Source organism: Neptuniibacter sp. QD37_11, from assembly GCF_047778105.1.
In the GTDB taxonomy this organism is placed as follows: domain Bacteria; phylum Pseudomonadota; class Gammaproteobacteria; order Pseudomonadales; family Balneatricaceae; genus Neptuniibacter.
Genome location: NZ_CP180554.1, coordinates 813,872 through 836,732 on the forward strand (window position 1 = coordinate 813,872; position 22,861 = coordinate 836,732).

The 22,861-nt window shown below is 43.4% G+C and carries 23 protein-coding genes; 12 read left to right on the forward strand and 11 right to left on the reverse strand.

Features of this window, described 5'->3' with window-relative positions; all coding sequences use genetic code 11:
- Positions 1 to 118: 118 nt before the first annotated feature.
- On the forward strand, positions 119 to 1,120 hold the full coding sequence (locus tag ACMXYT_RS22615; protein WP_415912677.1) for an EAL domain-containing protein: 1,002 nt from the start codon (positions 119 to 121) through the stop codon (positions 1,118 to 1,120).
- A gap of 3 nt (positions 1,121 to 1,123) precedes the next feature.
- On the opposite strand, the gene ACMXYT_RS22620 is transcribed toward ACMXYT_RS22615, so the two are convergent.
- Entirely contained in the window at positions 1,124 to 1,474 is a 351-nt protein-coding gene (locus ACMXYT_RS22620; RefSeq protein WP_415912678.1) for a hypothetical protein, read from the reverse strand.
- Positions 1,475 to 1,886: 412 nt separating this feature from the next.
- On the opposite strand from ACMXYT_RS22620, the gene ACMXYT_RS22625 reads away from it, so the two are divergent.
- Complete coding sequence (locus ACMXYT_RS22625; protein ID WP_415912679.1) at positions 1,887 to 4,178, forward strand: ATP-binding protein; 2,292 nt, start codon at positions 1,887 to 1,889, stop codon at positions 4,176 to 4,178.
- A gap of 10 nt (positions 4,179 to 4,188) precedes the next feature.
- Here ACMXYT_RS22625 and ACMXYT_RS22630 read toward each other — a convergent pair whose 3' ends face one another.
- On the reverse strand, positions 4,189 to 6,786 hold the full coding sequence (locus tag ACMXYT_RS22630) for a DNA topoisomerase (RefSeq protein ID WP_415912680.1): 2,598 nt from the start codon (positions 6,784 to 6,786) through the stop codon (positions 4,189 to 4,191).
- Positions 6,786 to 7,286 carry a lytic transglycosylase domain-containing protein gene (locus ACMXYT_RS22635; protein ID WP_415912681.1) on the reverse strand — a complete coding sequence of 167 codons (501 nt, stop codon included), beginning with the start codon at positions 7,284 to 7,286 and terminating at the stop codon, positions 6,786 to 6,788. Before ACMXYT_RS22635 ends, ACMXYT_RS22630 begins: the two co-directional genes overlap by 1 nt.
- Before the next feature lie 95 nt (positions 7,287 to 7,381).
- Here ACMXYT_RS22635 and ACMXYT_RS22640 point away from each other — a divergent pair, with 95 nt between their 5' ends.
- The 4 genes from ACMXYT_RS22640 (at position 7,382) to ACMXYT_RS22655 (ending at position 12,561) form a co-directional block, all read left to right on the forward strand.
- On the forward strand, positions 7,382 to 9,502 hold the full coding sequence (locus ACMXYT_RS22640; protein WP_415912682.1) for an ATP-dependent helicase: 2,121 nt from the start codon (positions 7,382 to 7,384) through the stop codon (positions 9,500 to 9,502).
- A gap of 62 nt (positions 9,503 to 9,564) precedes the next feature.
- Entirely contained in the window at positions 9,565 to 9,891 is a 327-nt protein-coding gene (locus tag ACMXYT_RS22645; RefSeq protein WP_415912683.1) for a hypothetical protein, read from the forward strand.
- A 2-nt stretch (positions 9,892 to 9,893) separates the two neighbouring features.
- Complete coding sequence (locus ACMXYT_RS22650) at positions 9,894 to 11,771, forward strand: hypothetical protein (protein WP_415912684.1); 1,878 nt, start codon at positions 9,894 to 9,896, stop codon at positions 11,769 to 11,771.
- Positions 11,761 to 12,561: a hypothetical protein gene (locus ACMXYT_RS22655; protein WP_415912685.1), complete on the forward strand. Its 801-nt coding sequence runs from the start codon at positions 11,761 to 11,763 to the stop codon at positions 12,559 to 12,561. The genes ACMXYT_RS22650 and ACMXYT_RS22655 overlap by 11 nt, the downstream gene beginning before the upstream one ends.
- A 59-nt stretch (positions 12,562 to 12,620) precedes the next feature.
- Here ACMXYT_RS22655 and ACMXYT_RS22660 read toward each other — a convergent pair whose 3' ends face one another.
- The 4 genes from ACMXYT_RS22660 to ACMXYT_RS22675 are packed head-to-tail and all read right to left on the reverse strand — an operon-like array spanning position 12,621 to position 16,459.
- Positions 12,621 to 13,577 carry a hypothetical protein gene (locus ACMXYT_RS22660; RefSeq protein WP_415912686.1) on the reverse strand — a complete coding sequence of 319 codons (957 nt, stop codon included), beginning with the start codon at positions 13,575 to 13,577 and terminating at the stop codon, positions 12,621 to 12,623.
- 42 nt (positions 13,578 to 13,619) lie between these two features.
- A complete protein-coding gene (locus ACMXYT_RS22665; protein ID WP_415912687.1) occupies positions 13,620 to 14,744 on the reverse strand; it encodes a hypothetical protein in 1,125 nt (374 codons plus the stop codon).
- The gene (locus ACMXYT_RS22670) at positions 14,716 to 15,903 is read right to left on the reverse strand and encodes a hypothetical protein (protein ID WP_415912688.1); all 1,188 of its coding nucleotides are present in this window, start codon (positions 15,901 to 15,903) and stop codon (positions 14,716 to 14,718) included. Before ACMXYT_RS22670 ends, ACMXYT_RS22665 begins: the two co-directional genes overlap by 29 nt.
- A gap of 1 nt (position 15,904) precedes the next feature.
- Positions 15,905 to 16,459 carry a hypothetical protein gene (locus ACMXYT_RS22675; protein ID WP_415912689.1) on the reverse strand — a complete coding sequence of 185 codons (555 nt, stop codon included), beginning with the start codon at positions 16,457 to 16,459 and terminating at the stop codon, positions 15,905 to 15,907.
- A 72-nt stretch (positions 16,460 to 16,531) separates the two neighbouring features.
- Between ACMXYT_RS22675 and ACMXYT_RS22680 the strand changes: the two genes are divergently transcribed.
- On the forward strand, positions 16,532 to 17,041 hold the full coding sequence (locus ACMXYT_RS22680) for a hypothetical protein (RefSeq protein ID WP_415912690.1): 510 nt from the start codon (positions 16,532 to 16,534) through the stop codon (positions 17,039 to 17,041).
- 85 nt (positions 17,042 to 17,126) lie between these two features.
- Complete coding sequence (locus ACMXYT_RS22685; protein ID WP_415912691.1) at positions 17,127 to 17,579, forward strand: hypothetical protein; 453 nt, start codon at positions 17,127 to 17,129, stop codon at positions 17,577 to 17,579.
- Positions 17,580 to 17,663: 84 nt separating this feature from the next.
- Here ACMXYT_RS22685 and ACMXYT_RS22690 read toward each other — a convergent pair whose 3' ends face one another.
- Entirely contained in the window at positions 17,664 to 18,170 is a 507-nt protein-coding gene (locus tag ACMXYT_RS22690; RefSeq protein WP_415912692.1) for a hypothetical protein, read from the reverse strand.
- A 58-nt stretch (positions 18,171 to 18,228) separates the two neighbouring features.
- On the opposite strand from ACMXYT_RS22690, the gene ACMXYT_RS22695 reads away from it, so the two are divergent.
- Positions 18,229 to 19,647 (forward strand): hypothetical protein, encoded by a 1,419-nt coding sequence (locus ACMXYT_RS22695; protein WP_415912693.1) that lies wholly within the window; start codon positions 18,229 to 18,231, stop codon positions 19,645 to 19,647.
- Here ACMXYT_RS22695 and ACMXYT_RS22700 read toward each other — a convergent pair.
- The 3 genes from ACMXYT_RS22700 to ACMXYT_RS22710 are packed head-to-tail and all read right to left on the reverse strand — an operon-like array spanning position 19,635 to position 20,882.
- Positions 19,635 to 19,907 carry a hypothetical protein gene (locus ACMXYT_RS22700; RefSeq protein ID WP_415912694.1) on the reverse strand — a complete coding sequence of 91 codons (273 nt, stop codon included), beginning with the start codon at positions 19,905 to 19,907 and terminating at the stop codon, positions 19,635 to 19,637. The two genes, ACMXYT_RS22695 and ACMXYT_RS22700, sit on opposite strands and share 13 nt — an antisense overlap.
- Positions 19,894 to 20,376, reverse strand: a complete 483-nt coding sequence (locus ACMXYT_RS22705; protein WP_415912695.1) for a disulfide bond formation protein B — start codon at positions 20,374 to 20,376, stop codon at positions 19,894 to 19,896. Before ACMXYT_RS22705 ends, ACMXYT_RS22700 begins: the two co-directional genes overlap by 14 nt.
- Complete coding sequence (locus tag ACMXYT_RS22710) at positions 20,373 to 20,882, reverse strand: hypothetical protein (protein WP_415912696.1); 510 nt, start codon at positions 20,880 to 20,882, stop codon at positions 20,373 to 20,375. The genes ACMXYT_RS22705 and ACMXYT_RS22710 overlap by 4 nt, the downstream gene beginning before the upstream one ends.
- 138 nt (positions 20,883 to 21,020) lie before the next feature.
- On the opposite strand from ACMXYT_RS22710, the gene ACMXYT_RS22715 reads away from it, so the two are divergent.
- The 3 genes from ACMXYT_RS22715 (at position 21,021) to ACMXYT_RS22725 (ending at position 22,832) form a co-directional block, all read left to right on the forward strand.
- Positions 21,021 to 22,229, forward strand: a complete 1,209-nt coding sequence (locus tag ACMXYT_RS22715) for a hypothetical protein (RefSeq protein WP_415912697.1) — start codon at positions 21,021 to 21,023, stop codon at positions 22,227 to 22,229.
- Positions 22,216 to 22,425: a hypothetical protein gene (locus ACMXYT_RS22720; protein ID WP_415912698.1), complete on the forward strand. Its 210-nt coding sequence runs from the start codon at positions 22,216 to 22,218 to the stop codon at positions 22,423 to 22,425. The genes ACMXYT_RS22715 and ACMXYT_RS22720 overlap by 14 nt, the downstream gene beginning before the upstream one ends.
- 71 nt (positions 22,426 to 22,496) lie before the next feature.
- Positions 22,497 to 22,832 (forward strand): hypothetical protein, encoded by a 336-nt coding sequence (locus ACMXYT_RS22725; RefSeq protein ID WP_415912699.1) that lies wholly within the window; start codon positions 22,497 to 22,499, stop codon positions 22,830 to 22,832.
- The last annotated feature ends 29 nt before the right edge of the window (positions 22,833 to 22,861 follow it).

Sequence of the window (22,861 nt, forward strand, 5' to 3'; positions counted from 1 at the left end):
AATTAGTATAACAATTATATAATATAGCTGCAAACAGGATTAGCGGAATTATAGAATTGAAAGGACGTCTAATACTTAGTATAATAGTTATTAATAATAATAAAAATGAGGCCATCCAATGGCTAATAGCTCATCAGCAAATGTGCTCGATATGGGTGCTTATGAAAGGACATTTCAACCGATTGTTGATATGGATAAGTATGCGCAAGTTATGGGCTATATAGAGCGTGAGGAAACACCGCCTGTACACCTTATCAATGGGATGATTGAGAGCTACGAGGGGCTTACTCGATTAAAGGAATTCACGCAGGGGGTTGATTTTGATGAGCATATTGAAAAACTTCATGAGGAAGGCTTGGATCTTCAGTTCGATGTAGATACCGTCGCGGGCTTTATTGAGGACTTAAAAGATTTTAGGAAAAACGCTGGCCCATCAGTCCCTATTGCTGTAAACATCTCATGGCGCACAATTAGTAATTCTAAGTCTGCTAATGATTTGGCGGATATTATCGAGGTCGCTCATGATGCCGGGGTTGACCTATCTCAATTACGATTAGAGATTACCGAGAAATTCCTACCTGAAGATAAGAAAGTGATGGGTATTGCAATGCGTAAAATTAACGCATGTGGTGTGGAATTCAAGCTAGATGATGTGGGGGCTGGGATTTACAAAGATAAAGAATATGTTGGCGCCCAGTTTATAAAAGATATGCATGCAATGAATATTAAGGGCATAAAGCTGGATAGAGGGGAAGTAGTAAATCCAATCATGGGTGTGAAAGATGATAAAGTGAATAAGGGTCAATTAATAAAAATTAAACCCAATCCAGCTGTCGAGTTTTATGCTCAGCGCATTATTGAGGAATGCGGAACGAAAGATCCGCCAATGAATGTGGTCGCCGAAGGGATCGAAAATATAGAAACCTTAAATAAGATGCGAGAGCTTGGTGTTGGCTGTGGTCAAGGCTTTCTCTTTGGCAGGGCAGCGTTGGAGCCAATCAGGGGTATAGATTTATATCATCAAATGAAGAATGAATTTAAGAAGTCCATGGAGCTGGAGCGTGAAAACGAGCCTGCCTTAAAAGCGGGTAGTCCGGGTGGTAGTGAGTTGGGGCGATAAGAATTAAACAGGGATGTGATAGAGGCTTAACGGTGTAAATGGAGAAGATTTCCATTTTAGGAGTTTGGATCTCCAAGTTTCATAGTCAGCATGTCCGCAATTGCAGTTATCAAATGCTTGTAAAATCAAATGGGCGATTTTATCCAGACCTGTCACGTTACCTGCAAGCCAATGTTGGCGCCGATCGCCTTTTAGTGATACAAGCATCTTGTATAAAAAGAGGTTGTCATCATGTCGCATTAGGTGGACAGAATGTACTCCGTATACAGAGTTTCGTTCAAGGACAAGCTCTAAGGATGACTTGCTGCCGATGGCGGTAGGCTCCTGTGTGTCTTTGCTTGCGATCTTAAGCATAATAAACCAATAATAAATTTGATACGTGATTGTAACATTAATCAGCGTTCTGACAAGCTAATTATATTAAATGCTCAGTAAATGTAGGCATGCAGCTGAGTGGTTTCACAATTAATTAAATACCGCTATATTCAAACCACTGTTTGAAATTAGGCATAAAGGATATGAACGGAAGTCCATTTAAATCAATACTTAAGGGCATGCAAGCTAAAATTTTCTGCCTTTTGATTTTGTTTAATTTAGACCATAACTATCTTGAAAAGGCACTCAACAACAGGTAAAGTGCGTTACGTTTTTCTTATGGTCTTTTGAGAATATGAGTAACTCCACGAATCCGCAGAGATTAATCAATATTGATAGCATTATTAGGCTGACAGCAAAGGTGCCGCTGATTTGCGCAATGGTGTTTGTTATGACGGTATTTGTGGCAGTCTATTACATTTATGCAAAAGGTGCTCTAGAGAAAAAAGGCCAGCTCATCGTTAATAGTATTGCTGCTTCCTCCGTATACCCTGTCATGTTTGATCAAAAGGAAGTTCTAAGTTCTATCGCATCGAGTCATTTCAGTGATGACGATGTCACAGCAATTGAATTGTTTGATGCTGATGGTAGTATGCTCTATGAGCAGTCCCGCGATGCAGCCGTCTCTTCCTCCAGTTCTCTCCCCATTAGCTATTATGTGTTTAATAAAAGAGTGTTCCCTAATGAAGTTCAAGTGACTGTTGAGGGTGAAAGTGAATTTCAGTTTTCCGTACAGGAAAATGCAATTGGCGATGTCCGTCTCACCCTTAACACGGGCGTACTATATAGAAGTGTTGGTGAAATAATCCTAATCTGTTTTACCACTCTAGCCATCAGTTGGTGGTTGATTGCTATGCTGGCAGATCACTTGAGTAAGAAATTCACGTACCCCCTTAAGCGACTAATCGACGCTATGAAGTCTGTAGAGAAGGGGAATTTCGATTATCAGATCCCAAATGTACCCGTAGCTGAAATCCAACAGTTGTGCGAGTTCTTCCAGCAAATGACTGAAGAAATTGAGCGCCACCAGAACTATCAAGAAGATAAGATAAATGAGCGGACAAGGGAATTATCTGACAGCAATGCTCAGCTTATCAAGCTAAATAAAGAGATGCTTGATGCAAATCATGCGAAGACTCAGTTTTTAGCAAATATCAGCCATGAGTTGAGAACGCCGCTGAATGCACTCTCAATATGTACAGATACCCTACTAAAGGAACAGCTTACGCAAAGGCAGCTAGATTGCTTGGATCAGATTAAGCGTAGTGAGCGTAATATTGTCGAAATGATTGAGGATATTCTCAACTTCTCTGAGCAAGAGAATGATAATCAGGCTATCGTTTATAATAAAGTTAAAGTAGCACCTTTCTTTGAGAAATGCGTTGGGCAGTTATCAAATGCAGCGCAAGAAAAGGGGATTGGGCTATACTTCACGCCCGCTAAGGATTTGCCTACAATCGCGCTGATTGATGAAAAACAAACATTGCCTGCAGTAACGAACCTCTTAGGTAATGCTATTAAATTTACCAAAGAAGGTAGTGTCACGTTAAATGTTAAGTATGACCACGATGAGAGTCAGCTGATAATTGAGGTTATGGACACCGGAATTGGTATTCCGGAAGCCTTTATTGAAGAAATATTTGTGCCATTTAAGCAGGTAGATGGTTCAAATGCACGTCGTTATGGTGGCACTGGGCTGGGCCTTTCCATTGTTAAGGGTAGCATTACGCGCCTCGGCGGAACCATTAATGTAGAAAGTACAGAAGGTCTTGGGTCTAAATTTACGATACAGCTTGAGGCCCAGATTGTTCAATCTGAGATAGGTGATCGTCGGTTCATGGAGGACATGAAGGATGTGACAGTGGCGCTCATGGATTATGGGGCAACTAAGTTCATTCGTTCATTAGAAGGTCGTTTGTACCTGAAGGGGTTGAGAAACTTCGAAGTTATTCGCCCATCGAGCCTCGATGCTGGACATTGGGATATTTTAGTCGGATGCGATCTAAGGCGCTGCGAACAAGAGATCCTAACGGCACGTAAGTCCGGCAAAGTAAAGCAGGTAATCACGTTTGAGCGAACATCGGACTCTAAAGATCTGGGGAGGATCTCAGAATTGGATGCATATGATTATGCGCTTCCATTAACCCTGCAGATCAATCAGATTGTTAATAAAATGCTGGATGCAAGAACGCTGGTTAAGCATACAGAGGCGAAAATTGGGCATGGCTCTTTGATGGACTCAAAGGAGATTGAGCCTGCGATGATTCCTGAATTGGTTGATGATCGCCCAATAAGTGGTCAGCTTATTATGATTGTCGATGATTCCGACATGAACAGGGATGCCATGTCCATGCAGCTTGAAGGTCTAGGCGCTAAAGTGCAATTAGCAGAGTCAGGGGAGGATGCCATCAGATTGGCTTCATCAGCCGAATTTGATTGTATCTTGATGGACCTAATGATGCCTGAGATGACGGGTGATACCGCCACTAGAATCATACGCAACCTAGAAAACATCAATCGTGGTACGCCAATAATCTGTGTTACGGCGAGCCAGTTAGCTCCAAAAAATGAAGAGCTTCAATCATTATTTGATGGCATTCTGATCAAGCCATATAACGACCAGCACATGGTTAATGCCATTATTGAAGCTACCATGAGAAAACAGGCCTTAGTGTTAAGCTAAGGCCTATTGTTTACTTCTTCGATTGTCGGGAAGGTCGTTTTGTCTTCGGCTTCCCTTTAGTTCCTGCTGTTCCTTTACTGCCCGGTTTTCCTTTGGGCTTGTTCTTGTCAATAAATTTCGAACAAAAATCTGCGTACTTCAACTTCTCAGGGTCAGGCCTTTTGTCTTCAGGAAGGTTTGCAGCCAGCTTGTTGGCGTAGTCAATTTGACCCGGAGTTGCTGGGTAATATTGACCATATGTCTCCATAAACTCAGCTGCCACCTTTTTATCAGCCAAGATCTGTTCGAGCGTCATGCTGCAGCCTGAATCTGCGGGAAGTGCATTAAAGATTTTAGTAACACGACCCACTTGAGCTTCTGACAATTTACTTGGATCATAGTTTTTGTCCCCATGTTCCGCTAAGAATGCGTCAGCTTTTTCGGGGTTAACCAAAGTGCCACGAGGGATCGGTACCCCTTTCTTCTGGGCAATAGCCTTAATAGCGTTTTTCTTACCGGGAGTTACGGTCGTACTTGTGCGGCGAACTTTCTCACCCAAGTTATTATAATGGGTGTTATTCATCTTATTGATAAGGCCTTCCACCTTATCTCTTTGCTTATTTACAAAATTGTCCCGCATTTGGATAGCTTTTGCATCATCTTTCTCTTCGCATATTTGGACAAGGTATTCTTCCCAAACAGCAGTGGTTTCAGGAGAAATAAGCCATTGCTCATCTTTATGGAAGCGGATAAATTCAGTGCCTTTCTGGGGAACAGAGATAGTGCCCTGCTTATTAACCGTAATGTACTCACGAGCAATCAGTGTTTCTATGATCGTTTTACGTGTTGCTGGGGTTCCAATACCCTCTGCATTGACCAATAATTTTCGATATGCCGGATTCCTTACCTTTTTCGACACGTTTTTAAGTTCTTTAGGGAAGGTGGTGATATTAAAACGTGGTGGCGGCTTAGTGGTACCTGATTTAGTCATAACGTCACGTGCTTGTGCATCATCACCCACTGTAAGGGCGGGCATAAGCTGATCGGAGTTATCCTTAGATTTGAAGGCATCCAGCCAGCCCGGATCTTCCAGCTTACTAGCTGTAGATGTAAAGCGTGCTTCAGGTTCCTTGAGTAATCCCGGAGTTTTAGCATGAAAGATTACTTGCTGCTTTGTGTATTTCGCAGCAGGGTAAAGTGCCTGAATGAATTGCTTACAAACCAGAAGGTATGCCTGTTGCATATGTTCTGTCGAATGGGCTGGGGCTCCTTTTTCTGATTTTTTAGCTTTCAGTTGAGAAAAGGCACTAGGTGTCATTAATTTATGGGTGGGAACAATGCCATAGTGCTCCATATCCTTAGCAACAAACACTGTGGGCTTAAAGGGTTTGTAGTCAGGATGATTGCCATCGTGAATGGATTGAGCAATCTTAGCTTGTTCTGTTACTTCAGGTAGTTGCATGCAGGCAGCCAACATGCTGTTACGCTCTGATGCCTGATATAGGTTCATCGGTAGTTCTTGCTTCGATGTCCGTGCGTAAGATGTCCAACCCTGCTCGTAAAGGTCTTCAAAGACTGTTTGGGCTAGGCTGGAGCTTATACCACAGGCTTTGGATAATGCATCCTGAGCATCTAAAAGTTCAAATGTTTTAGGGGGTGCTTTTGACTCTGGTGATTCAGAGTAGCTTTTAACATAAGAAGGCACCTTTTCAAGCCTATCCTTGAACTCATTAACCAAATGCTGATCGATAAATAAAGGACGGTCTAGTGGTGGCTCCTCTCCATCCTTTGGTATTTTACGAGAAGGCTCCCAGTGAACACTTTGTATCTCTTGCTGGGTCAGTTCGGCAGTCACTTCAGGTTTATAGTCGGAAGCATAGTCCGCACCTTGGGCTAGCATCTTGCAGTTGATACTGTAATGTGTAACCGGGACATGGTTTTTAATCTCCATCTCTCGGATATGGCATAGGTTGAGGGCGCATGATTGAACACGACCACCGGAAACAACACCACTACGCCCTTTGCCTTGTGCCAAGTGCTGTCCCATTATGCCGTATTCAGCATAATGGGTATAACAGCGTGTTAATGGCATATAGAGCCAATCGCTATAGTTTCGAGCTTGAGAGGCGCGCCACCAGCCTTTGGTGATATGAGGCTCACGGAGGTTGTTTGTCGCATCAAGAATACTCTTCTTATCCAAGCCTGCTGCCAGCCAGCAGCGTTTGATTGGACAAGAGATATCAAAGTGTTCCACTACTTCCCAGCCAATAGCTTCACCTTCACGATCAGAGTCCGTAGCAATAATGAATTCTGTCAAACCCTTTAGGTGAGATTTAATGTTGTTAAGGTATTTTTGGGCAGATGGGGCCTTAGAATTCTTTGGTGGTGGATTAACCATCATCGGAATGACGCGAGGGATTGGCACCAGCTCAAGGGGCTTATGCCAACCAACATCAGGCGCAATTTCATTCAGCGTCTGAAGTCCAAGTAGGTGACCACTTGCATAAACAATAGTGAGTTTGTCACCTTTCCATTGGCCAGAGAAGGCCATACCATTCTTAGAAAGTCCAAGGGTGTTGGCAATATGTTGAGCCTGATCTCGCTTTTCACATAGCATTAACCGGGGCATTATAACCTCTTATTTTTATACTTATTCTTCATTACGCGACCATAGAGCTGGTTTGCTTTAGCTGCCCAGCGCTGCTTCTTTAGTTTGTTATAACGATTTTTAACAAGCCCTAGGTATTTGTTGTGATACTTAGGTGTTTTCGAATGATAGTTACCTACCCCTTTCCAGAACTGTCCCGCTTCTGAAATCCGCTGCTGTAGCATTCGGGCTGCAATAGCAATGTTGGTGCAGGGTTTGTAGGCAACATCTTGCCATGTAATGCCACGATAACGCTTTTTTAGATCCGGCATGTGGATAGTATTGATTTGCATAACGCCTAGGTCATAAGAACCGTTCGTATTCTTCATGACGCTGCCAATTTTACCGGCTTCTTGAAGGCGAATGGCCTTAAGGGCTACGGGATCAACTTTGAGCCTTTGGGATGCATGAATAATGCAGACATCAACCGCATTCTCATTAGGCATCACTGGTGTGGGTAGGTTGTCTGGAATATCAAGCATGCTTATTATAAGGTTTATATTTGCTGGTTTGCATAACTGTGATATTATATACTAAAAGAGAAATTAATCAACCTTGCTTGACGTGGAATGACTGTATGACTGCCGTTTGGAACATCAAAGATCCTGAGCTTCTCTTTGAGCTTATGGAGATGCATGAGTCCCTCAATGAATCTCAAAAAGAGGCTGCAATGTCAGTGGAAGGGCCCGTTTTGATCACCGCGGGTGCCGGTTCAGGTAAAACAAAAACGATCATTCACCGTACAGCTACCCTATTGAAGCTTGGTATTCCAGCTACACAGATCTTGTTGGTAACCTTTACAAATGAGGCTGCCAGAGAGATTAAGAATCGACTGCTTCAGATGCCGGGGATTGGCTTGGATGCTGAATACATCACAGCAGGAACGTTTCACTCAGTAATTTTCACTCACATCTTAAAGAAGTATACAGACGCTAAGTTTTGGGAAATGCGCGGGCTAGATCCTTTTCAGTTGGAAATCATAGATGAAGAGGATAGCAAAAAACTCCTGAAGATGGTGATTGACGACTTGCCTAAGAATGAAAAGAAGGTCTTGGATGACGCCAAGGTTAAGCAAGGCGATATTGAAGAAATCCTCACCATGGAGCGTGCGAAAGGACACGGCTATTCGGATTACCAGTCTCGACTAAATCCGAATGATAAGAAATACATGGGCATGGCGCTTATAGGCAAGATTTGGCAAGAATACGAAGCGATGTGCCGCGCGGCTAACGGTGTAGATTTTGATAACATTATCTTGTTTGCGGACAAGATATTGGAGCTGGAGCCCTACCTTGCAAAAGATCTAGCTGAAACGTTCAAGTATCTTATGCTGGATGAGTATCAGGATACCAACAAGGTGCAAATGTCTGTTATGGATAGAATTATTGCCTTCCATCAGAACGTGTGCGCTGTAGGTGATGAAAAGCAGTTGATTTATAGCTGGCGTGGTTCTGATATCCAGACTTTCTTATCCTTTACGCAACGCTATCCACAGGCGCAAACGATTAAGCTGGCAGATAACTATCGCTCCTCACCAGAGGTGCTTACATGGGGTAATGCGATAGCGAGTTGTATGCAGCAGCGTGTTAATGATGGACAGTTGGTTTGCAATAAAGAAAGTTCAAATAAGCCCCCTTTCTGCATCGGCTTTAAGGATCAGGACCAAGAGGCGATGATGATTGCCAAGGCTATCAAGCGTGATATACGCAGCGGTACGCCTGCAGGGTCTGTTGCTGTCCTATATCGTGCGCGCAAGTATAAAGATAAGCTAGAAAAGGCGCTCCTATCTCTTGATACGCCTTATCGCATTGTAAACGATAAGGGCCTATATGGGCGAAGAGAGGTCAAGGATATGATCAAGATGATGCGTTTTATTGCGCATCCTTGGGATGGTACGGCTGGGCTTGCAGTATTAAAATCAACAAACTTTGGCATCTCAGAAAAGCGTGCAAAGGACTCCATGTCTCAAGGTAAGGCTGTCTATAACTTTCTTCTTGAGCAATCAGAGCAGTATAAGAAAGCTAAGCCGGGACAAACACCTGAAAGAAAGGAGTTTGCTAAGAAGTGTAAGGTTTTCGTTGACCTATGTACTTTACTAAAAGAGGGTGCTTCTAAACCTAACCCGGACACAGACTTTTTAGAAAGATCCTTGTCTCGCTTTTGGGATATATTTTTCAAGCCGCAAATCGTGAATCAATTTACCAAAAAAGACGAGAATGGTAATGTCGAGATTGACGACTATCAGATTGATATGCGTGTTGAAAATGCGGCATACATTCGTGACCGCTTCATCAAGGACCTAAAAGCAGGCCTGCCGTTAGATGAGGCTATAATGAATCTAGCGTTGATTGCTGATATGGCAAAAGAGCAGGAGGCTGTACAGCTTATGACTTTACATGCGGCCAAAGGGCGGGAATTCCCGCATGTCTATATTATTGGCTGCGATAAGGAATCTATGTACCCTTCAGATCCGGACGACATTAATGAGCTGGAAGAGGGGCGTCGACTCTTTTATGTTGGCGTGACACGTGCTGAAGAGAAAGTCATGTGCAGTTTTGCTCAAGACGTTCAAATCAATGGTCAGTGGACCGACACTGAAGTCTCTCCTTACATCCGCGAGATGGAGGGGAAATTAGGAAATGTTGTCAAAATTTATAACGAAAATACAAACACCCTAACTGCAGAGCACCAAATTTGACTTTCTGTTAATTATTATTATAATTATTAATAACTAAGAGAGATGACATAAGGTTGTTATAAATGCAGCAGAATCAACAGATTTCTACCAGTCCGCTTGCTGAGTATGAGCGTCAGGTAAATGAGAGTAATCAACTTGATCGTGAGATCTCGGAAATGCGCGGGCAGCTGGGGCCCCTGAAAGAGCGTCTTACTGAACTTGAGCGTCAGGCGGTCGAAATGTGCGGTACCAGCGATCTTGAACAGATGCGTGAAATAAGCCGTCAGCGCGCTAGAGAGAGCGCCGAGGCGATCCAGCACAATAAACAGCTGATTGAAGGTCGTAGGAGTTTAGTGGAGCAGGTTAATCGTCAGATTGCTGAACTGAAAACTGGTTCACTAAGAGCATAATTATGTCTATTTTAGCGCCTTTTGAACGTGATATATCTTGGCTAAAAACAGAGTACGCTCAGATAAATGCGCGTCAAAGTATTCTGCTTGAAGAAAAGTCTCGTGTCGTTGGGGATATGCTTGCCGCGGAAGAATACCTTGAAGATAAAGCGGAAACATTGCATGTGCTGCAGGCTATTCAAGAAGAGTGGGAGTACGAAGAAAAGCGCGAGGTCGAAGATCTCCTCTCGCAATTGGTTCGTGATATCTTACCTCACCGTGCAGACTGTAAAGTGGTATTGCAGCGAGGCACCTACCGTGACCACACAACATTAGATGTATGTATCGATAATGAAGGCCATCCCGAGAACGTTTGGGAGCAACGTGGTGGTAGCATCAATAGTATTCTGTCGCTTGGGCTACAGTTTATAACGCTTGTTAAATCGGGCAACAGACCCTTCGTATTATTTGATGAGGCAGATAAGGCAATAAAAGAGGAGCTTATACCCGCATTTGCCAAGGTCGTCGCTGAGCTATCCAGAACCTTAGGTGTTCAGGTACTGTATGTCAGTCATTTGGATGCAGGTATTTTTGAGGGATTGGCTGATATTATTTCCTTTGATGAGGTGGATAACAAGGTTGTCGCTCGACATCTTAAGCGCCACAGTGTTGAAAAGGATGAGTGGATATCTTCAGGGGTCTCTTCAATTCGATACAAGAATATGCGTCGTCTGCAGGATGTGACATTAGAGTTAGGTCCGTTTATGACAGTCCTAACCGGTACAAATGATGTAGGTAAGTCATCTGCTCTAAAAGCATTCCGGGCACTCGCACGAAATGGCGGCACTATGGGGCTTATTTCGCATGGGGCTGATTCTATGCGAGTTGAGGCCACCATTGATGATGGCAGTGTATTGGCCTATGAATATTTTCGCGGGAAAAATAAAGCTAAGGTAAAGGCGACATATACTATGACAGATGCTTCTGGCACTGATATAGAAGAGCCTCATAATGGTAAAGAATCACTCCCACCATGGATGGATGATTATCTAGCAATGCCATTGGTGGCTGGCGTTGATATCAATTTTTGTAGTCAGAATCATCCTGCGCAGATGCTTGATAATAAATGCTGCTCACCAACGCAAAGAGCAAAACTGCTGTCTATCGGTAGTGAGGCTGCAAAAGTTGTTGATATGATTGGCCAGCACCGTGCAAATGTAACCGCCCATACAAAAGCTCAGAATGAAACCAAGCGGTCACTGTCGCGAGTCAAGAATGAATTGAACATTGTACGCCCTGTATGCGATCTGGACCCTGCCGAGTTTGATCCCGTGCTAAAAAAACTGGAACAAGACTATGATTTCGTCACCCAACTAAATGCTGTGGGCAGTGAAATGGTTAAGCTTCAGGAGATGATTACCCTGCTGGAAACGTTACCGGAAGATTCAATAGAGCTGCAAAAGGTAGATGTTGCCAATATAAGCTCTATTAGCGCGCTCAATGACCTTGCAGATGAAATGGGCCAAACGACTGGAATGCTCCAAATTTACAGTCAGGTTGAGTGTGAAGATCCTCTCTCATTGACCAAGCCTCGTGATAACGCTGAATTTGTCTCGATCGGTAGGCAGATGGTGTCATCATTGTCATTGATTCAAGCGCTTGAGTCTTTACCAGAAGGGCGTGTGGAGTTGAGAGAAGTCGTCCATTCGGAAGGGGTTGATGCGCTAGCTAAGTCCTTGTCAGAAGCAACTAAGGCAATTAGGGGTACATCCGGTCGATTGGCTGCTATGGAGCAACAACAAAGTCAGATAAAGGTAAATATAGCTTCACTATTGGAAGAAGTGGGAGATGTATGCCCATTCTGTAAGGGCTCAATGAACGGTGAAAAGCATGCACATTGATAACTACAAGGGTTTTATGCTGGTTACACATATGTCTATCAGTGTAACTCCGCCTGAAGGTCGAATTGATGACTACTATGGCGCAGTCATGACTAAGCTTGAGCGCTACCTTAAGGTGGCAAGCGAGCAGAACCTGATGCCCGTGTTTATTGGTCGGACGTTTAAGCTTCCCGAGAAAGTGCAATATGTAACGCCGCTGGTATCTTTATTTATGGAAACTCCGGCGCTCTTCTATACTCCGAGCAAACAGTGCTCTGATAGTGCCCGTGAAATCATGCAGCTAATTACTACAGTAACCGCTTCAGAGGTTATTGGTGAAGATGGCTACGAACTTAGCTGTGGCGATGTTATTTCCGCTGCAGATAAATCTGTAATCATTAAACGAGCTCATGACACTTTTCAGGTAGAGCTTAATGGAACCATGCAAAGCGAAGAGTGGGATGCAGGAAAGGGATTATTGAAGCCGCTGCCATCTGTTCGGATCTCAAAAAAAATGGAGAGCATAGAGCCGGGCGTGTGGATTCTATCGAAACCCGAACCTGAAAAATGGTTGTATGATGGCAAGATTGAATCCGATTCGTTTGATCTCGCTGATGCGGAGCGCGTTACCTTGAAGGGTAAGGGGCGTTCGAGTCAGTTTGTTTCCGGCTTGATGGGTAAGAAAATGCGAGCGAAGGAATCCGGTGAGATCCGAACAATTGAACAAATTGTGAGTGACTTATCGGTTACAGATAGGGTAAAAGCCCATGTTTTTGAGCTAGATCGACAAGTTAGTGATCGTGTTTTGTAGTGTATGGCGTATAAAAATACCCGCTAATATTGGCGGGTATTTTAGTTATTAGTTATAGGTTAAGATGGGGACAGTTGAGACTCATTCTTTTTGCCTACATTAAAAAGCTTTTTAAATACATCAACAACACGTTGTGCCAATTTAGAAACGGACTTATAGAGTTCATCAAAGCCAGCTTTATCAGAATGCTCTTCGAGTTTATTACTCAGTGCATCCAGTGCTTGTTTAGACTCGCCCATACCTTTCTTATTTTTGGTGGAAAGGCCTGTTACCTCACCAAGGTCTTCGATTTCTGAGATTTTGTTATCTGTATTGCGGATGGCTTGATTAATACCTTTTTTAAGGTTGTTATGAAGCGCTCGATCGATAACTTTGCCGTCTGCATCAAAATTACTGGCCATTTTTTCAACCATGCGATCGGCATTTAAAATAGTGTCATTAAGTTCGGATACCGCATGGTCAATAAGGTGGTGAGCCCCTTTTCTTTGATGAGCTTCTTTTGCTTTTGCTCCAGCATTTTTAAAAGCACCTACAATAGACCTAGCCGCCGCACCAAGACCTGCTACATCATGATTATGCATCTGCTGTGATGCAGCAGGCGAGCCTGTCTGCTGTTGTGAGTTTTGTACCATTTCGGCAAGCTTGCGGGCCGAGTCAGAGTCCACACGTTTAGCTTGCGGTTCGTCTTTTTCAGGTGATTTAGGAGGAGGCTTGGGTTCACCTGATGCCATTTGATTGGCTTCCTGTGAGATCTGTTCAGCAGTTTTTTCTATTGGTTTGTCCACGCCGTCAAGATCAATGCCATTTCCCTTAGCAAATTCCATCCAGTCGGAAATATGCTTTTCAGTCCCATCAGGAAGGGCTTCAAGCGCTTCAATAAAAGGATGCTCTCCATTGATCCCGTCTGTAAACAGCTGACTCTTGAGGTAAGTGTTTTTGATCGGAGTAGAAGACTGAGATAGCTGATTAAGCAAATCAGCTACTTTTTGCGAATCTGTGCGCTCTACATGTTCCATAGCGGGGCCACTCTTAATTGTTTTTATTATTATAACATTAATTTAATTTGGTGGTCTATTAAGTTTAATAGAAACAAGAGTCGCTAGTACAGATTCGCGATCTAAACTTTTTTTGTAAGCGTCAAGCTTCATATACGTCTGAAAAGCTAGCATCTCAGCAACCTTTCTATATATTTGAGCCGCTGAAATGTTCCTTGAAGCTGAGATCATGGACATATTGCTTTCGGGGTTACTATCAACAAATTTTGGTTTAGCGTAAGCGTGGATCAAATCATGGCGTGAGGGCTTAGTACCAGTGCGAGTATTGTCATTAAGTATTCGAAGAAGTGTTTCTCGAGGGACTGCGCTAAGTGTTACCATCCGTAAATGTGCATATTTTACAGCCGTACTGTCAACTGCAATGGTATCAAGATGGGGAGGTGCTAACAGATCAATCAAGTCCAGAGCTGCCTCTTTTTGTTTTTCAGAATAGGGTACAGGGTCACCAAGGTCAGATGGGCCATATAGGGAAGAGAATGCACCTAGCGCAACAAGTGGTGATGGTGTTATGGTGGTTACGTCAACAGTGTCAGACGCTCCCGCCCAGTCTCCTACAGGGTTGTCTTGATTATCGGCGTCTATGGCGATGGTTGTGCTTTCACCATTCGCTTTAGATTCGGAAACTAACTTTTCCACCTTATTCTTTATGTAGTTAGTCACTTCGGTATTATTCTTACTTCCGGGCTCCTGATATAGAGAGCCCCCTGACAATGCAGCAGATTTATTCCTAACGCTGGTCGTTTGGTCTTCTGTTTCGCATGCAAGGTCATCAAGGGATTGGCTAAAAACAAAGCTTTCACATGCATTTAGCATTGGGGCTGTTTTTTCACGCAGTTCGGATTCTTGAACTTCTTGCTCTGTCTGTGCAGAGCGTATGGCAAGGTTGGAAGCTCCATTTGCAGCCGCATCAGCAAGGTTACGGGAGTTCATCTCAATCATTGCGGCATCAAAGGCGTGATGTTGTGTAATCTCCTGAAACTGGTTGAAGCGCTGTAAGTTCCCCGATAGTTTATTCAAGAGTAAGGTGATATTAATATTCGGTATCTCCGCATGCGTAGACTGCGAGAATAGACTTGCGGAAAGTAATATGATGGCAATGCTATGCCGTTTGTTTTTTAAGAACAACATCTGTAATACCCCAGATTTTTGCAATTCGTGTTTTTACCAAATGCTGCATTTCACTTCGGGAAGGGAAAATTTCAGATTCGGATAATGTGCTACCTGTTTTTGTGATCGCGTCCTGTGGTGCAGTGGAAATTGCAAGCCGTAGGTTGTGGACCATGGCTGCGCCACGGTCGTCCATCACTTCATCGTCAAGGCCTTCGGATTCTAGGCCTTCATACTCAGTTTCAAAGGCATTAAAAATATCCTCCAATCGGTTCTGCAATGCATCACAAAGCCGATCAAAGGCATAGGCTCGATACCCCTCACTGTATTGGTCAACTTCAGCACGAAACAGTTCCAATGAGGAAATAACGAATGTTTCAGCGAGTGATTCATCTTCAAAGAATAGGGTATCGTTTGCGGAAAGAACATCTGTAAACTCATCAGAAAAAATAAACTCACGCGCTGGCAAGGCCACTTCTGCATCAAGCGCTTTAACTGAGGCAAGGATTTGCTTCTTAACGCTAAGTTCAATAATTTCACGTACGACACGAAGTAGCGACTGGAAAACAAATGTCCTATCAGTAAGATCGCTTTCACCACTCCAATTAAAGGCGATGTCTTTAGTGACTGATATGCAGCAATCAGCCATATCCCTAATAAAGTCCTCAGGAGGCTCAATGCCATGGAGTTCGGACTGAAGCTGGATGCTATGGCAAAGTAGGAATAGTTCTATTTTAACTTCCGACAGTATGTCGTAGCTAAATTCATCTTTTATCGGAAGTAGGGATTCATTGCACCGTTCCAGTACGGTGTCGATAAAAGAGCCCGAGGAAAGCAGTTCAATATCGGAGATATTGGGCATTAGCCGGGAGAGTGATGTTGTTGCACTCCTGATCAACTCCTGCTGGTTGATGTCTTCTGGATCAATTTTAAAGTGCTTCGTTAAGAAATTAATGATTTCAAATTGCAGAGTGAATAGTTCAACAAGCTGTTTTGGGTTCTCTGTAAACGCCAATCCTTGAACGTCAGACAATGCGCGCACAAACGCATCGGCCTTGGCTGACGGCGTTCTCATGCCATAAAAGCCACCTTCATTAGACTGCGTGCTATTGGCGTCAGAAGGTGAGTTATCTTGAGGTGCATAATCAACCTCAGTTGCTGTCACATTAAAACTAGTCAATTTAGAGATCCACTTCCTGTTTCAGGGATGGGCTGGAAATTTCAAAATACTTACCCAAATCACGTGTTAGTTGATGGAGTGTCATAGCAACTGCGCGTGGTTGATCTGGCACCGGGATAACTTGTTTATCTTGGATGAGTAGATGTGAAGAGCGTGGATAAAATTCGGTAATAGGGCGCAGTGTGATAGTGTTATCTAAAGACTCAAGCGTGGACTCTACAGCAAACTGTGAGATTTGGTAGCGCATTGCTGCCGTGCATTCATCTTCGCTGGCGATATCAAAGACCTCTTGCTGTGGGTGAGGGCCATCCAATACTTTAATGCCGCGAAGGCCTGCGGAATTATCAGCAATGTAGTGCACATCCCAAAGGCGTTTGTCGAATAGTACCATACTCACCACTTCGGACTTAAGCATCCAGATGGGTAGCCACGCGTAGGGATCGTTCATGAATTTCAGAAAAACAGCGCCATCAAAGTCTTCAGGCAATTTCTTACTAATTTTCAGATTATTGAGAATAGCCTTATGCGTGTCTACTGCAGATTGAACTGTTGTCATTGGATTTGCCCATTAAGCGAAATTTTATTATTATAGCGAAAATTATAAGATATATAGGCCTGCGATTCAATCATGAATGTAAATCCTAAAGATATTGATGTGCTGGTGGATATTCACCCAGATCAACCTGCTATGCGCTTTTTGCTTGACATCGGCAATGAAATTGTAAATACCCGAAAAATGGGGAAGTCTTGGCGATGGAAAAATACATATATGCTGTCACAGTATGCCAGTAGCTCGTTTTTGTTTGATGTGATTGATGGACACCCATTCTTGGCTGTACCTGCAGAGTTGTACCCGCGTTTTTTGGATATGAACTGGAGTAGTATCCGAATAATAAATGGCATGTCCGGTATATTCCTGCTGTTTACCTATAATATGGAGGCTGATGCGAAAATATATGCGGTTCGAATTAATATGCGTCCAGCAAGGGTTGAGGTGTTAAGTAAGCACCGCATGATCCACGTTATAGGCCATGTGCAGGGGCAAACGCAGAAGATTAATAAGGCTTCGATGACGTATCGTACGCTTCCGGTATTTGTCATGGATGAGCCAACGTGGGAGCCTGAATGGAATAAATAAATGTTATAGTAAAGGATTGACATCTATTTATTACTAGGATAATATCAGCCTCGCCTACATAACAATAAAAAAAACTGGAGAAACCATGTTTTCACTTATCATTTCAATTATTGCCATTGCATTGGTAGTTGCATTGGCTGGCGCAACACTGTACTACGGTGGTGCAGCTTTCCGTGACAACGGTATCAAAACAACTGTTGCGGAATATAAAAACGAATCAGCACAGATCGTTGGTGCGATCAACGCATACCGCGTACAACAGGGCGGTCTGCCATCTGACTTTACACTGCAGGATCTAGTTCCTGAGTACCTCAAGTCCGTTCCAGAAGGTGAATGGGATATTCAGGATAACCGCGTTATCCGTACCGGCGTTGAAGAGTTGGTTTGCTACCGCGCTAACGAGGTCATGGGCTTTGAATTTGACCCAGCAGAAGAAGGTGTTGATGCACTGGCTTCTGATTCTTCTAAAGGTATTCCACAGTGCAGCAAGTCAGACTTGCCATTCGACGTACCTTGCTGCTCTTCTGCAACAACCTAATTGTTGGATAGAAAAAAACCCGCTAAAAGCGGGTTTTTTTGTTTTTTGTACCTTAGGGTTAAGTGATTTAAGTAGGTGGGAGCTTTAATGCAGCTCCAAACCGTCATCTTCTTTAATTAGCTCTGACTTCATGCTCCTGTTGAACTTGCTTGCAAGCTCCGTAAGGGATTCAGAATTCACTGGTATAAAGTTTTCATTAGGTGCTGCCTTGCCATGAATAGGGAACAGGAAGGAGCCATCATCGAATATGATGCGGTCGTTTTCCAAATCAATAGAGATTGTGTCCTCATCACACGCTCTCGTAACAACATCATCAAAGTTGAGCGAACTTAAATTCCTCAGATAAGCTTCAGCCATGCTTTGAGCGGAAAGAGCAAAGCCATTAGGAGTGCTAATGATGGAATATCCTTGTTTATTGCAAATAGATTTAAATAATGAGAAGGCATCGTCTTCAGAATTCTGTGAAACGAAAGGCTCTAATGCATTAAGAGAATCATTTGATTCAGGAGTGAGGCTGGAGATATGAGGGAGTATTTCCGTATAGAAAGCGAGCTCAAGCATATCTTCGTTTTCAACGCTTCTGTATTGCATGACAGTAAATCCTCTAGGTGTTAGAATTATTATAACTAAAATAAAATAGGATTGGCAAATGCATAACCTATTGAAGCAGGCTGTCGTCATTAGGCACGGTAAGGGATCTGGAGTGACCATAGGCGGCGTGGATGTGGAAAGACTCGCTGCATATGCCACGTCTGGGATGCCGATTGGTGAGAGCTTGGGTGATATTAACAAGAGAATACAGAATTCATTAAACCCAACCGGCAATCTGGTTCTGCACGTAAATGATAAAAATTATTTTAAGTCGTTGATGATAGCGGATTTAGATCATGATAATGTTCTGATGCATACTAGCAAAGGGTCAACCGATTTTAGGCGGGCTCTAAAGGATGTTCTTAAGTATGGGGCATATAACTACCTGCCAAAACTGGCAAAAACTTATGCTAAAGAAGTGGCCAGTGATATTGGGAGTGGGGTGTTTGCTGAGCAGTATACCGACATTGTCGCTGCAAAACTGAGTTTAGCCAACGAAATGGTAAAGCAAGCCGGTAAGCCAAAGGTGATGACCTTGGTAGGGACTGATGGCGAAGCGATATCAATCAAGGTGGTAATGCCCAGTTATGCTGGTATCACTTACCGAAAAAAGGATGCAGCTCACGGCAGTATAGATCTGCCAGTCGCTGGTGTAATCACAAGATTGCCTGTTAATCCCTTGGCATTTGAGATCAGTATTGATCTGCACGAAATCGGCCACGCATTGGATTGCACTACACGTCATCCAGATCAAAAGGTACAGAAGTACAAAGAGGAGTGTTTTGCGGACCTGTATTCATCACTCATGATGGCGAGGATTACAGGTAATTTCGATGCTTACAATAGCTTGGTAGAGCCACTAAGGAGCATGTCTCCCGGAAATACACATGATACAAGGCTCTTTATGGTCAAGATAATCAATGAAATTGATCCCGAGAAGCTTTCATTGCTGACCGAGAAGCAGATTGCTGAACTAACATCTTCGTTGGTTGAGGACTATGATTTTGGACCCACTTTCAGCTTAACGAAAGAAAATGGCAAAATTGATCAAGTTGCACTCGCTATTGTATATGGGGGTGAGTCACCTAGTAAAATGGTGACTGAGCTAATGCGAACCTTCCAAGATAGAAATGTTAGCCACCGAGAGGTCGAGAATGCTTTGTCTGCACGTGTGGAGCAGACCCTTTCTAAGTTTCATAGTTTATTGAAGTTAAATAGCGAAGCGGTTGAGCGGGGCGGCGCTGTGTTAACCAAGGATAAGCTACTTGGCGCACTTGAGGCATATGCTGAATGGAAGCAGCCGGGTCTTCAATCAGAGATGAACACCCTAAATAAGCTCGAAGATAAAATAATGTTCATGAAATGTGCTGGGCCAGAGATTGGCGTAAAGCTCGAAGATCAGGATAGTTTGAGAGAGGCTTATGGTTGGCTAATTGAGAGCAAATACAAGGATGAGAAGGTTAGCTACGCTTTATAAATAGGCAGCATCTCTTCACCAAAGGTTAGGAGGTGGTCGTCAAGCTTGTCGATAAGCTCCTTATGCAGCTCTAGGCCATTAAGAATCATATCGGTTGTATTGACTGTGAGAGTAAAGGTATCTCCTTCGTCACTCCACCTTAAGTAGACTAGGGCGTTACTTCCTTCATTTAGGCATGATTTTAGCCCAACAGGCAGTGCAATAATTAAACCGCCACTGTAATCATTGCTCAAGATGACATCAAAATCATTTATTTCCATGGGCTATCTCTTTGTAAACCAGCGTGTAGCATACGGGAAGTATTGCTAGGTATAGCACAAGGGTAGCATAGGGTAACGGAATCCCCAAAAAGGCACTATCAGGATCTGTGCAGGACCCGGTCACGGCAAACATGCTTGGCAGTAGTGTGTTTAAGTGGGTGAAATCAATGATTTGCTCATAAAAAGCACTGCACAATACTAAGAAGCTCTCTGCGCTAATTAACGTAATGTGGTCAAAACTGAAATACAAACCGGTAACAGTCAGTATAGCGACAGCAATATTGCTGCATTGTATTACTAGCTTATTAGTAAGCAGTAGGGGGAGGGCACTGACAATAAATATACTGATTAGGATAAGGCGTTGGACAATGCAAATAGGGCAAGGTTGCATATCCAGAACATGTTGGAGAAAAAGCCCCACTAAAAGTGAGGCACCAGTAATTGCAGGTAAGGCAAATTTAAGCATCATGCACAGCGTACAGAAGGTTGGATATCAAACATCGCATCCAGTTGGGTATCAACAATCATTTTACTCATGATTTCAGGCGTGATGCTACCATCAAGACCTTCATAGAGGGATGGTAATTCATTTAGTTGGCGGTTACTCAGGTGCTTGGATGCGGCTGATATAAGGATTGAGACAACTTCAGCAGGTGCTGCTGCATTAGCTGCATGAGTAATCAGGGTTACATAGGCGTTTGAGTTAGTTGATGAAATGCGCGAGATCATTGAGTTAAGAACCGCAGTGTCAAAATCGCGTTCAATTGCCTGATGCAGCAGAGGCCAAACAGATTCAGGGTGAGAGGCGTTTAAGCTATGGAAGTACTGAAAAACTTCAATACCATCTCCGGCAAAGGAATCAAATTTTTCAGCGATGGCTTCGGGGGTCAAGGATTCATCGACCTCAGGCATGGCTGCATTCTTAACTTGAGGCAGTTTTGCGCGAAGGTTGTTAACCACATTTTGGCTCTGCATATTTTTTATTGCTCCGGTGATTAATGAATTTCCTAAATACTATGTCATCTATTTATTCGGTGTCAACAAGAATTTGCGTTTTAATATTTGTTTGATATAATAGTTTTAAATAAAAAAAATAAACTAAAAGGTAGCTGCATGCTGACCCCTATCGGTGGAGGGAAAGTGATATTCCCTCGAAAATACCACATTGACTATAAAAATCCTGACCGATCATATGTTGAGGGCGTAGATGAAGAGTCTTTGCTTTGCCGTGTATTCTTGAGGCTGCCTGATGGATATCAAAAAGGGGGAGTTAGCTCTCAGGGTAAGGCTATTCCAGATTTGGAGGAGTTTGCTGATGATGATTTGGAATGCGCAAAAAACCCGTGTTTGGCTGCACCAGATAACAATCGTTCTACACCTTCAGGTACTCTCCTTTGTGAGCAGGTGAGTCGGTACGGTGATACCAATAATTTCACCGCTACATGGATGAGTGTATTACGGAGTAGCCCTAGCAAGCCACCTGCATTGATAGGGAAGGGTTATTTGGAAATCTCATCAGCTGTCTGTAAGGAGCCGGAATTCTTACAACTGCGACGTGAATACGAGGTACTCTTGCAGCAGTCCGGCGCTACTGACTTTATGTCCATCCAAAACCCAGATGTAGCGGCAAGAATTCTTGATATATATCGCCGGGCGATCGGCTTCCGCAACATGTGGTACACTGCGTGCCTATTGAGGGTTAATAAAATTAAGTACATCGAAGGGACTGACTCCAATTGGCGGCAGGTTCTCGTGGATACACTAGCTGTCATGCTACCGGCATATACGCGTGAAGGTACTTATGGTTCTGCCATGATTAGAGTGCGGACCACACAGGGGATTGTGGAGCGGAGCGTTACATTTGTTAAGATGACTTATGATGCTGGATTAGGTCGCGCTAAAACCGTTGAGGAGGTTTTAGCTGAGCCGTATTTCACAAAGCAGTTAAATTGGCTATCTAGACATGTTAACGCCTCAGGTCTGATCGAAATCATCCCTGTACATCGTATTAACTCGCAAACAGCTAAAAGTCAGTTTGATAACGATCTGGCATTGGGCGTAGGTGGTATAGATGCAAAGGGGGTTAGGAAGGATTCAAAGTTGATGAAAACCTACTTGGGTAGTCAATTTTATAATAATCCTTTTAGTAATTACCTGAATGACGGGGCACTATTGTATACTGACGTGGGGGTCCGGCTTGCGAAGATTAGAAAGGGCGCAGGAAAGGGTAATATGCTGTTGAGTAATATCCATGGAATGAGAAAGCCGCAAGGCAGGGTAGGTTTGATTAATCCTGCTGGAGGTGAATATGCAGCAATTTGAGGTCCCGGTAGCACGAATTGAATTGGCTTATGATTTATATCATCGCTATGGTCGCCCTCTTTACGCGCAGGAATTCGAATTAGAGGTCTCGAGGCAGCTACTTCGTGTGATTGCTACAGGAAAAAAGCGGCAACTAACGTTGTCAGAGGCTGCTTTAGAGGGTATGAATAAGCTGCTTAGTGAGGGGGTGGTGTAGTGCGGATTCCTTACATATCTGCATTTCTTCTGGGTGTACTGTCGAGTTTTTGGGCCATAGGGGTTTCGGGCGTGGCGTACCTGCATAGCCAGATGGGTGATGCTATTCATTTGGGTTTTTGGATTTCCAATGGTCTGCTCTATGGTGTGCTGCTGATTCTAATCATGGTTGCTATTAGGTTTATGGGTAAGATGAGGGCAAGTGTGTTCTTGTTGATCTATCAAGCTCCACTCTGGGCCATTATATATCTGGGATTTGGCTATGTTCTGATGACCAATCAGTGGGTGGAAATTAACACTTATCGGTTATTGGCTGAAATTGGATTAATTGAGTCTGAGGTTAAGTTATTAACTAGCCATCCGGGAAAATGGCTAATGGTTCAAAAAGGACATTGGATGCAAATATAGTATGGATATTTTATTTAATTCCGTTATAC

Excerpts from the sequence above, each read along its gene's own strand:
- ACMXYT_RS22625 (WP_415912679.1), top strand. The coding sequence starts at position 1,887 with ATGACGGTATTTGTGGCAGTCTATTACATTTATGCAAAAGGTGCTCTA.
- ACMXYT_RS22685 (WP_415912691.1), top strand. The coding sequence starts at position 17,127 with ATGTTTTCACTTATCATTTCAATTATTGCCATTGCATTGGTAGTTGCA.
- ACMXYT_RS22710 (WP_415912696.1), bottom strand. The coding sequence starts at position 20,882 with ATGCAGAGCCAAAATGTGGTTAACAACCTTCGCGCAAAACTGCCTCAA.
- ACMXYT_RS22715 (WP_415912697.1), top strand. The coding sequence starts at position 21,021 with ATGCTGACCCCTATCGGTGGAGGGAAAGTGATATTCCCTCGAAAATAC.
- ACMXYT_RS22635 (WP_415912681.1), bottom strand. The coding sequence starts at position 7,286 with ATGCTTGATATTCCAGACAACCTACCCACACCAGTGATGCCTAATGAG.
- ACMXYT_RS22680 (WP_415912690.1), top strand. The coding sequence starts at position 16,532 with ATGAATGTAAATCCTAAAGATATTGATGTGCTGGTGGATATTCACCCA.
- ACMXYT_RS22620 (WP_415912678.1), bottom strand. The coding sequence starts at position 1,474 with ATGCTTAAGATCGCAAGCAAAGACACACAGGAGCCTACCGCCATCGGC.
- ACMXYT_RS22660 (WP_415912686.1), bottom strand. The coding sequence starts at position 13,577 with ATGGAACATGTAGAGCGCACAGATTCGCAAAAAGTAGCTGATTTGCTT.
- ACMXYT_RS22630 (WP_415912680.1), bottom strand. The coding sequence starts at position 6,786 with ATGCCCCGGTTAATGCTATGTGAAAAGCGAGATCAGGCTCAACATATT.
- ACMXYT_RS22650 (WP_415912684.1), top strand. The coding sequence starts at position 9,894 with ATGTCTATTTTAGCGCCTTTTGAACGTGATATATCTTGGCTAAAAACA.
- ACMXYT_RS22705 (WP_415912695.1), bottom strand. The coding sequence starts at position 20,376 with ATGATGCTTAAATTTGCCTTACCTGCAATTACTGGTGCCTCACTTTTA.
- ACMXYT_RS22700 (WP_415912694.1), bottom strand. The coding sequence starts at position 19,907 with ATGGAAATAAATGATTTTGATGTCATCTTGAGCAATGATTACAGTGGC.
- ACMXYT_RS22695 (WP_415912693.1), top strand. The coding sequence starts at position 18,229 with ATGCATAACCTATTGAAGCAGGCTGTCGTCATTAGGCACGGTAAGGGA.
- ACMXYT_RS22640 (WP_415912682.1), top strand. The coding sequence starts at position 7,382 with ATGACTGCCGTTTGGAACATCAAAGATCCTGAGCTTCTCTTTGAGCTT.
- ACMXYT_RS22615 (WP_415912677.1), top strand. The coding sequence starts at position 119 with ATGGCTAATAGCTCATCAGCAAATGTGCTCGATATGGGTGCTTATGAA.
- ACMXYT_RS22645 (WP_415912683.1), top strand. The coding sequence starts at position 9,565 with ATGCAGCAGAATCAACAGATTTCTACCAGTCCGCTTGCTGAGTATGAG.
- ACMXYT_RS22720 (WP_415912698.1), top strand. The coding sequence starts at position 22,216 with ATGCAGCAATTTGAGGTCCCGGTAGCACGAATTGAATTGGCTTATGAT.
- ACMXYT_RS22690 (WP_415912692.1), bottom strand. The coding sequence starts at position 18,170 with ATGCAATACAGAAGCGTTGAAAACGAAGATATGCTTGAGCTCGCTTTC.
- ACMXYT_RS22665 (WP_415912687.1), bottom strand. The coding sequence starts at position 14,744 with ATGTTGTTCTTAAAAAACAAACGGCATAGCATTGCCATCATATTACTT.
- ACMXYT_RS22675 (WP_415912689.1), bottom strand. The coding sequence starts at position 16,459 with ATGACAACAGTTCAATCTGCAGTAGACACGCATAAGGCTATTCTCAAT.
- ACMXYT_RS22655 (WP_415912685.1), top strand. The coding sequence starts at position 11,761 with ATGCACATTGATAACTACAAGGGTTTTATGCTGGTTACACATATGTCT.